This is a genomic window from Hyalangium ruber (assembly GCF_034259325.1).
GTDB lineage: Bacteria > Myxococcota > Myxococcia > Myxococcales > Myxococcaceae > Hyalangium_A > Hyalangium_A rubrum.
In genome coordinates this window covers 1-8,732 of record NZ_JAXIVS010000035.1, presented here as the reverse complement: position 1 = coordinate 8,732, position 8,732 = coordinate 1, and the positions used below count along the sequence as shown (strand labels likewise).

Annotated in this window: 4 protein-coding genes and 1 pseudogene; 4 read left to right on the top strand and 1 reads right to left on the bottom strand. The window is 68.2% G+C overall.

The features are described 5' to 3' along the window. Both SYV04_RS43550 and SYV04_RS43545 read left to right on the top strand, forming a co-directional pair. Positions 1 to 472 (top strand): annotated as a pseudogene (locus SYV04_RS43550) (WD40 repeat domain-containing protein); the annotation flags it as partial. Positions 473 to 499: 27 nt separating this feature from the next. Beyond that, positions 500 to 1,864, top strand: a complete 1,365-nt coding sequence (locus tag SYV04_RS43545) for a metallophosphoesterase (RefSeq protein ID WP_321552051.1) — start codon at positions 500 to 502, stop codon at positions 1,862 to 1,864. A gap of 47 nt (positions 1,865 to 1,911) precedes the next feature. Here SYV04_RS43545 and SYV04_RS43540 read toward each other — a convergent pair whose 3' ends face one another. Continuing rightward, positions 1,912 to 2,988, bottom strand: coding sequence for an immunoglobulin-like domain-containing protein (locus tag SYV04_RS43540; RefSeq protein ID WP_321552050.1), 1,077 nt, complete (start codon positions 2,986 to 2,988; stop codon positions 1,912 to 1,914). Between the two features lie 300 nt (positions 2,989 to 3,288). Between SYV04_RS43540 and SYV04_RS43535 the strand changes: the two genes are divergently transcribed. Both SYV04_RS43535 and SYV04_RS43530 read left to right on the top strand, forming a co-directional pair. Then, on the top strand, positions 3,289 to 4,977 hold the full coding sequence (locus SYV04_RS43535) for a phosphatidylinositol-specific phospholipase C domain-containing protein (protein WP_321552049.1): 1,689 nt from the start codon (positions 3,289 to 3,291) through the stop codon (positions 4,975 to 4,977). A 271-nt stretch (positions 4,978 to 5,248) separates the two neighbouring features. Beyond that, positions 5,249 to 8,587 carry an HYR domain-containing protein gene (locus SYV04_RS43530; protein ID WP_321552048.1) on the top strand — a complete coding sequence of 1,113 codons (3,339 nt, stop codon included), beginning with the start codon at positions 5,249 to 5,251 and terminating at the stop codon, positions 8,585 to 8,587. Positions 8,588 to 8,732: the final 145 nt, after the last annotated feature.

Below are 8,732 nucleotides of genomic sequence, written 5' to 3'. Positions count from 1 at the left end.
GCTGCTGGCCACCCTCAAGGGGCATGAGGACAGTGTCTTGAGCGCGGCCTTCTCTCCGGACGGCTCGCGCGTTCTCACCGCCAGCTCAGACAGCACCGCGCGCCTGTGGGACAGCCGCTCGGGTCAGCTGCTGGCCACCCTCAAGGGGCATGAGGACAGTGTCTTGAGCGCGGCCTTCTCTCCGGATGGCTCGCGCGTTCTCACCGCCAGCAAAGACCGCACTGCGCGCCTGTGGGACAGCCGCTCGGGTCAGCTGCTGGCCACCCTCAAGGGGCATGAAGGCAGAGTCTTGAGCGCGGCCTTCTCCCCGGACGGCTCGCGCGTTCTCACCTCCAGCGACGACAGCACTGCGCGCCTGTGGATCGCTTCTCCCGAGGGCTGGATCATCGAGGCCTGCAACCTGCCCCAGTTCACTCCGCCGACCGAAGAGCTCCGTGACTTCTGCAGCCCCTACAAGGGCCGTACCCCCTGAGGTCCCCTCCCTCCCACAGGCCTGCCCATGTCCCACCGTGAGTCGCTCTTCGTCATCTCCGACCTCCACCTGGGTGGCGACACCGGCTTCCAGATCTGCACCGCTCGGGGTCGCAGGCGACTGGCGGCTTTCATTCGCGGCATCCCGAGCCAGCTCTCCACCGGCCAGCACGCGCACCTGGTGCTCGCCGGTGACATCGTCGACTTCCTCGCCGAGCAGCCCTTCGCCGCCTTCACTCCGGAGGACTCTGTCGCCACCGCCAAGCTCGCCCGCATCATGGACCACGGCGATACCGCGGACGTGTGGCAGGCCCTGCGCGAGCTCGTCTCCGCCGGCCACTCGCTCACCCTGCTCCTCGGCAACCATGACCTCGAGCTGTCGCTGCCTGGTCCCCGCCGCCTGCTCCACCAGCGCATCGGTCACCGCGGCGTCGAGTTCCTCTACGACAACCAGGCCTTCGTCCGCGGGCCCGTGCTGATCGAGCACGGCAACCGCTACGATGACTGGAACGTCGTGCCCCATGATGCGCTGCGCGCCGTGCGCTCCGCGCTCACCCGCCGCGAGGCTCCTCCCCCCATGCGCACCGTCGCTGGCAGCGAGCTGGTGGTGGGGGTGATGAATGGCCTCAAGCGGCAGTATGCCTTCATCGATCTGCTCAAGCCCGAGAACGAGGCGGCCATCCCCCTGCTCGCCGTGCTCGATCCGGGGGCCATGTTCAAGCTCCAGCAGCTCGTGCGCATGGCGCGGCAGGCCGCGCGCACCCGGACTCCTCGGGATGAGAGCGGCGCGCCCGAGGAGCGCGAGCTGATCTCCGGTGAGGCGGAGCAGACAGAGGAGCTGCTGCTCCGGGAGGCACAGGAACTCCTCGGTGCTTCCGATGACGAGATCGGCGCTCGCGAGCACCTGAAGAGCTGGTGGGAGCTCTACCGCGCCGGCACGTTCGAGGATCGCCGAGAGCAACTGCGGCGCCTGCGCAAGGCACTGCGGATCTACGTGCGGGAGCAGCATGAGACCTTCGCCGTGGCCGAGGAGAGCCCTCGCTACCTGAAGCCCGCCGAGGCGCTGGCCAGGCGAGGCTTCCGCGTCGTCGTGTTCGGGCACACCCACCTCGCCAAGCGCGTGCCCATGCTCGGAGGCGAGGCCCGCTACCTCAACACCGGCACCTGGGCCGAGCTGATGCGCATTCCGGAGGAGGTGCTCTCCGACTCGGCTGCGGGAGACAGCGTCCTCTCGGAGTTCGTCGAGGCCCTGGCGGATAATCAGCTGGGTCCGTGGCGCACGCTCGTGCCCACCTTCGCCCGGATCGATCTGGAGGGGGAGACCCTCGTATCCGCCGACGTGTTCCTATTTGAGGAAGATGGCTCGGTACGGCCCGTGGGCTCACGGATTTGACTGCCCATGCAGCCCCATGACCCGCCGATGCGTCCAAGCTGGAGCCCCTACCAGGGGCAGTTGACGACATCCACGGTGCGCGTCACCGGCACCGCGGTGTTGTTCCCAGGATCCGTCAGCGTGTAGGTCAGCGTGTACGAGCCCTGGACCCAGCCATTCACGTACCCCGCCACCTGCACCTGGGGCGCCACGTTGCCGTAGCACGCGTCCATGGCCTCTACTCCGGGGTCCACCCACCCGCTGCCGCAGGCGTGGGTCATGTGAGCGGCGCCCCGGAGGCTCAGCGTCGGCGGCGTCCGGTCATCCACATGCACCGAGCGGATGGCGCTCACCGTGTTCCCCATCGGAGTCCACGCGATGTACTGCACCGAGTACGTCCCCTCCGCCGAAGTGTCGGGGCCCGGTCCGTAGTCATCCGAATCCCGCGCGCCCGGCACCCCGTCACCGTCGTCGTCCCCGGAGTTGTACTTGTGCACCTGCAGCGGGCCGCAGACGTCCGACGCATGCGCGCTGGGATCCACCCAGGTGTCCACACCGCACTCCAAGGTCATCTCGCTGGGGCCATGGAGGACCAGCGTGGGCAGCCCGGGGTCCGCCTGGCACGCGTCGGTGAGGCTCACCGCGTCAATGTACCCACCCAGGGCGTCGTACCCGCTGGTGTCCGCGAAGGTGAGGCGGGTGCTGCTCCCGGCGGCGGTGACCCGCATGGAGACATGCCGCCAGCTCGTATCCGGGAGGCCCCAGCCGTTGGCGTTCAGGTCCGCCACGACCTGCCCGCCCCACAGGGTGCGGATCCGGTTGTCACTGACGCCCGGGCGGGGGGAGTAGCCAAAGGAGAGCACGTAGGAGCGGCCTGTCACGGTCCGAAGGTCTTGGAAGATGGTGGTGGGGCAGTGCGAGTCGAGCTCCAGGTGCTGCGCGCCCTCCAGCGGCGAACCGGACACGTGGTTCTGGATCTCGATGCCGCAGCCGCTCTGGGTCGTCCAGCCGCTGACGGAGGAGAAGACGCTCCAGGAACCCGCGCTCAGGGCGGGCGACTCGAAGCCGCCGTTCAGCACCCAATCGCTGGGGGCCTGCGCGAAGGCTGCGCCCGCCGGGAGCAGCAGCGTCGTCAAAGAGGCCATCCACCAGCTCGTGCGATTTGCTTGCATGTGTCCCCAGCTTGAAAGGGTCCCTGTTGGACCCGGGCGAGCACACAGCAAGCGAGATGCCACGGTGCCTCTCTCGAAGACTTCAGAGGGCACGCTCGCGGGAAAGAGGGGAGGGGACGCGAAGACTCGTGCCGGCGCGTCTCGGAGGAACGCAGGCTGCTTCCGGAGCGGACGCATGGTGACAAGGAAAGGGAAATGTGGGAACACGTGAATTTCCCGAGTGATCAAGGATGGCCTGATCACGTTACCCCCGTCACCCCTCCGAGGATTGATATGTCCTTCCACCCTCTGCACCCGAGGAACGCGGCAGCGATTCTCCTGGGAATGATGCTCGTGATGGGCTCACCCGCCCTCGCGAAAGGCCGCTACTACAACCATTCCGGCAGCATCGACACGAGCCATCCCGACTGGATGAGCGTGCTCCCCGGCTCGACGAGCATCGCCGCCCTCTCCATTCCCGGAACGCATGACACCATGGCGTTCACCTCGACGGGCGGGGACCTGACCCAGACCCAGTCCCTGAGCCTGCGCAGCCAGCTCGACGCGGGGATCCGGGCGTTGGACATCCGCTGCCGCCACATCAGCAACAGCTTCACGATCCACCATGGCGTGGTCTACCTGAACACGAACTTCGATGACGTCCTCACGACAGCCATCCAGTTCTTGAGGGAGCACCCGGGCGAGACGCTCCTGATGCGCGTGAAGAAGGAGCACACCGAGGAGAACGTCACGCGCTCCTTCCACCAGACGTTCGAGGCGTACCGCGACCAGCCCGCTTACAGCCCCTACATCTGGCGGGGGACGCATGTGCCCACGCTCGGAGAGGTGCGGGGCCGGATCGTCATCCTGGACGACTTCGGCGGCGGGGCCTACGGCGTGAGCTGGGGCTCCCTCCAACTCCAGGACGACTGGACGGTGGATACCCTCTTCGACATCGATGACAAGTGGAACAAGGTCCGTACACACCTGGACCAGACGACCGCCGGGGCTCCCTCCACGCTGTATGTGAACTTCCTGAGCGGTTCGTCCGTGCTCGCCTTCCCATACATGGTGGCAGGAGGGGATGGGCTGAGCAATCGGGGTGTCAATGACTACGCCATCGACCATCTGGTGGGAGGGCATGCCCAGCGCGCGGGCGTGATGATGATGGACTTCCCTGGCGCAGGGCTGATTGACGCCATCCTGGCGCTCAACTACCGGCTGCTGCCCGCCTCCCAGGCCCTGCCGGGTGACTTCGCCACGATCTTCAGGAACATCGCCTATACCTTGGACGGTGATGCCCAGGGGCGTTGGTACGGGCTGAAGGCCTTCGTCCACAATGCCGCGCCTGGACGCATCTGGCACATGATGGTCCTCAAGAGTTCATGGGGTGGCTGGATGAACCACGAGGGCAGCTTCTTCCAGTCCAGTGCAATCGACGACTACACCCACATCGCCTTCCCCACGAGGACGGTGACGAGCGCCGTGAGCAACGGCTTCCTGGCTGGCTTCGTGAACGGGCAGCTCTCCAGCCTGACGGGGAGTCCCGCGGACCGGGCGGGCGAGCTTCATCGCCGGGTTCGCACTCGCTTTCCCTTCCAATCCTGGACGGTGCTGGTGAAGAAGGCGCCCGGCGGGCTCAGCAACTGGGCCTACGCTGACTACGGGACGGGCTACAAGACCTCGCTGGGAGACTACACGTACGCCGTGCAGGGGTACTCCGCGGTGGACGGGGTCTACCTCTACGAGCACACCAACTACGAGGGGAACATGCTGCATCTCACCTCGAGCATCGGCCGGCTGGGAGATGTCGGCTTCAATGACATCCTCTCCTCCATCAGGTTCATCGGCCCGCATGTCGCGACCTTCTGCGAGCACCTGGATCAGACGGGCAGGTGTTTCAGCACGTCCCAGAGTGTGAGCGACATCAACTCCATCCCGGCGGGGCCCTGGAATGACCTGATCACCTCGGTCCGCTTCTAGTTCGAAAGAATAGAAGCGATGTTGAGGGAGAGGAGGGGCGGAGGAGGGAAGCGGCCAAGGAGCGAGGGCGGCTAAGGGTGGGGATGATTTGGTGGACGCCTCCAGGAGGATGCGTGCCTTGGGCCTGCTGCCCAACAGCTCGGTAAAACGTCCTCTCTGGACCTGGAGTCGCTCGGAGCGTGATACACGCGGTGTCACACGCGGAGGACTTCCGCGTGTGGCGTGCCCCTGGCGCGTCAACCCATGGCGCATGTCTGGGCCTGGAGGGCGAATGCAGTCAGGTTGGATCTCGGGACGTCTCATCTTCGTGGTGCTCTGCGGTGTCTTCGTCCTCGCATGCGAGGAGAAGAGCACTTTGCCATCCTCGGTGGAGGCAGTCTCCCTGGCGCGGGCCTCCTTCCCCGAGCTTGCCGCCGACGTGGTGGTGGCCCCAGGCTGGTCGTCGACGGCCAGCATGGCGACCGCGAGGGCCCAGCACATCTCGCTGCTCCTGCCCGATGGCACCATCCTGGTGGCGGGCGGCGTCAACCGGAACGGGTTCGTGACTGCCGCCGAACGCTTCGACCCTGCGACCGGTACCTGGGCCTCCGCCGGAAGTCCCGGCATCCAGGGCAACGTCACGTCGGGTGTCCTGCTTCCCACCGGGAAGGCTCTCATCTTCATGGACGGCAGCCCGTCGGCACGCATCCATGACGCCGCGACGAACACCTGGTCCGCCACGGGGGCGATGGCCGCGACTCGCAGCCTGAGCACCACCACCCTCCTGTCCTCGGGGCAGGTGCTCGTCGCGGGAGGCGCCAACCTGAGCACGGCGGAGCTCTACGACGCCGCGACGAACACCTTCACCGCCACAGGCTCCATGTCCGTCGTCCACCGGGCCCACACCGCCACCTCGCTGAGGGACGGCCGGGTGCTGGTGGTCAGCGGCTTCAACAACGTCTCGGGGGAGGTGCCCGTCGCGGAGCTCTATGACCCCGTCGCGGGGACCTGGTCGCTGGCGGCGCCTCCCCTGGTTCCCCGGCACTATGCGACCGCGACGATGCTCCCCGATGGCCGTGTCCTCCTCGCGGGAGGCTTCACGAGCGCGGGGATCACCCCCCACGCGGAGCTCTATGACCCGGTGGCCAATACGTGGACCGCCACCGGCGCGCTCATCCATCCGCGAAATGGGCACACGGCCACCCTGCTGCCCCATGGCAAGGTCCTGATTCAGGGTGGCTCGGACGCGGCGCGCAACCCGCAGCCCGTGTCGGAGCTGTATGACCCGGCGACGGGGACCTGGGCCGCTGCCGGTACGCTGGCGGTGGCTCGCGAAAATGCCACCGCCACCCTGCTGACGACCGGTCAGGTGCTGGTCATGGGTGGCTTCAGCTCGAACCCGAGCCTGACCTTCTATGCGGACGTGGAGCTCTATGAGTCCTCCAGCAACCGCTGGGCTCCGGCCAGCAATCTCGTGCAGGGCCGGGGCTCCGCCGCCGTGCTGCTGCCGTCGGGACAGGTGCTGGTCGCGGGAGGCCGGGGCGCGAGTGGCGTGCTCGGGACGGCGGAGCGCTACACGCGCGCGAGCAACACCTGGGCTCCCGCCGCCTCCCTGAGCACCCCGCGCGAGCGCGCCACGCTGAGCCTGCTGCCGTCCGGCCGGGTGCTCGCCGTCGGAGGTGGGAATGGCGTGGGGCCGCTGGCCTCGGCGGAGCAGTACGATTCCGTGGCCGATACCTGGACGCCCGCGGGCTCGATGACGACCGCCAGGGATGGGCACACCGCGACGGTGCTTGGCTCGGGCCGGGTGCTCGTCGTGGGTGGCGTGGGCACGGGGACGGCGGAGCTGTATGACCCGGTCGCGAACGTGTGGAGTTCAGCCGGGTCGACCGCCACGCCCCGCTTGCGTCACGCGGCCGTGCTGCTGCACGACGGACGGGTCCTGGTGGCGGGTGGCGAGAACGGGAGCGCGCCGCTGGCCTCGGCGGAGCTGTATGACCCGGCCTCCAACACGTGGGCCCCTGCCGCGAGCCTCTCGCAGGCACGGGCCTCCTTCACCCTGACGCTGCTGCCGTCGGGCCGGGTGCTGGCGGTGGCGGGGACCGCGCTCGCGACGGCGCTGGCGTCGGCGGAGGTGTATGACCCGGTCTCCAACACCTGGGGCCCGGCGGGGACACTGGCCGGCCCGCGCGCACTCCATTCGGTTTCGCTGCTGCCCTCCGGCCGGGTCCTCGTCGCGGGAGGGCAGGGGCCAGGGAGCACGGTGCTCGCCACCGCGGAGCTGTACGACGGCGCGACCCACACCTGGAAGCCCGTGTCGGGCCTCGCAGCCCAGCGGCTGCGCTTCGACACCGTCGTGCTGCCCTCGAGCGAGGTGCTCGCGCTGGGAGGGCAGGGCGCCGGGGGCGTGTGGCTCTCAAGCGCCGAGCTGTACGAGGACACCGGGGCGCAGCCGGCCTGGCGTTCGGTGGTGACGGGACCCGACGCGCTGGTGAGCGACTGTACCGCGCGCATCACCGGGACGCTGTTCCGGGGCATCTCCGGAGCCAGCATGGGAGACTACAGGGACTCCGCGACGAACTTCCCGCTGGTGCGGCTGCAGGCGGCCGAGGGGCGCCGGCTCCGGATGTTGCCGGGCACCGAGATGTCCGCCACTGGCGTGACGGTGTCCATTCCCGCCAGCACGACGCCGGGTGCCTATGTGCTCTCCGTCTTCGCCAATGCGATAGGTGGCGGGCGGATGGTGCGGGTGGTGCAGAACACCGCGCCCGTGGCGCAGGACCTGACGGGCTCCACGTCGTACGGTGTACCTGTGAATCTATCGCTGGTGGCGACGGATGCCGAGGCGGGGCCTCCGATGACCTTCGCCATCGTCACCCCTCCGGCCCACGGGACGTTGAGCGGTACGCCGCCCTCCGTCACGTACACGCCCGCCTCGGGCTACTTGGGGCTGGATAGCTTCACCTTCCGGGTGCGGGACTGCGGCCTGGACAGCAACGTCGCTACCGTGACGCTCGGCGTGGTCGACCAGACGCCTCCGGACATCACCTGCCCGGTGGACCTGGGAGTGGAGGCGACGGGGCCGGCGGGGGCGCTGGTGTCGTATCCCCCCGCCACCGCGACCGACGTCATCACCGAGAATCCGACGGTGACGTACTCGCTGCCGTCGGGGAGCACCCTGCCGCCGGGGGACACGGCGGTCACGGCGACGGCGGAGGACGCAGCGGGCAATCAGGCCTCGTGCTCCTTCCAGGTGACGGTGCGGGACACGACGCCTCCGGCGCTGAGCTGTCCGGATGACGTGCGGGTGAGCACGGACAAGTCGGCTGGCACCTCCGTGACGTATGTGCTGCCAGAGCCGACGGACCTCGTTTCCTCCTCCTCCGTCACCGCCTCGCCGGAGTCCGGCTCCCACTTTCCCGAGGGGGAGACCCGCGTCACTGTCACCGCGACGGATGCTGCCGGAAACGCCGCGCAGTGCTCGTTCAACGTCACCGTTCAGGTCCGGGAGGAGTCGAGTAGCGGTTGTGGCTGTCAGTCCGACGGTGGAGGCGCGAGCGCGGCGCTGGTTGTGCTCTCGGCCCTCGCCACCTGGGCAGGGCGTCGCCGCCGGGAGCGTGTCACCCCGTGAGCAGCACGCCGATCCTTGCTAAGCGGTCCGCCATAGATCATGTTCACTTTTTCCGCATGCGGTTTCGGTAGCTGGTGAAGGCGCTGCGGACAGCGGCGAGCAGCTCAGCGAGCGTGGGGTAACTGCGGCGGGGCATTTCGTAGGA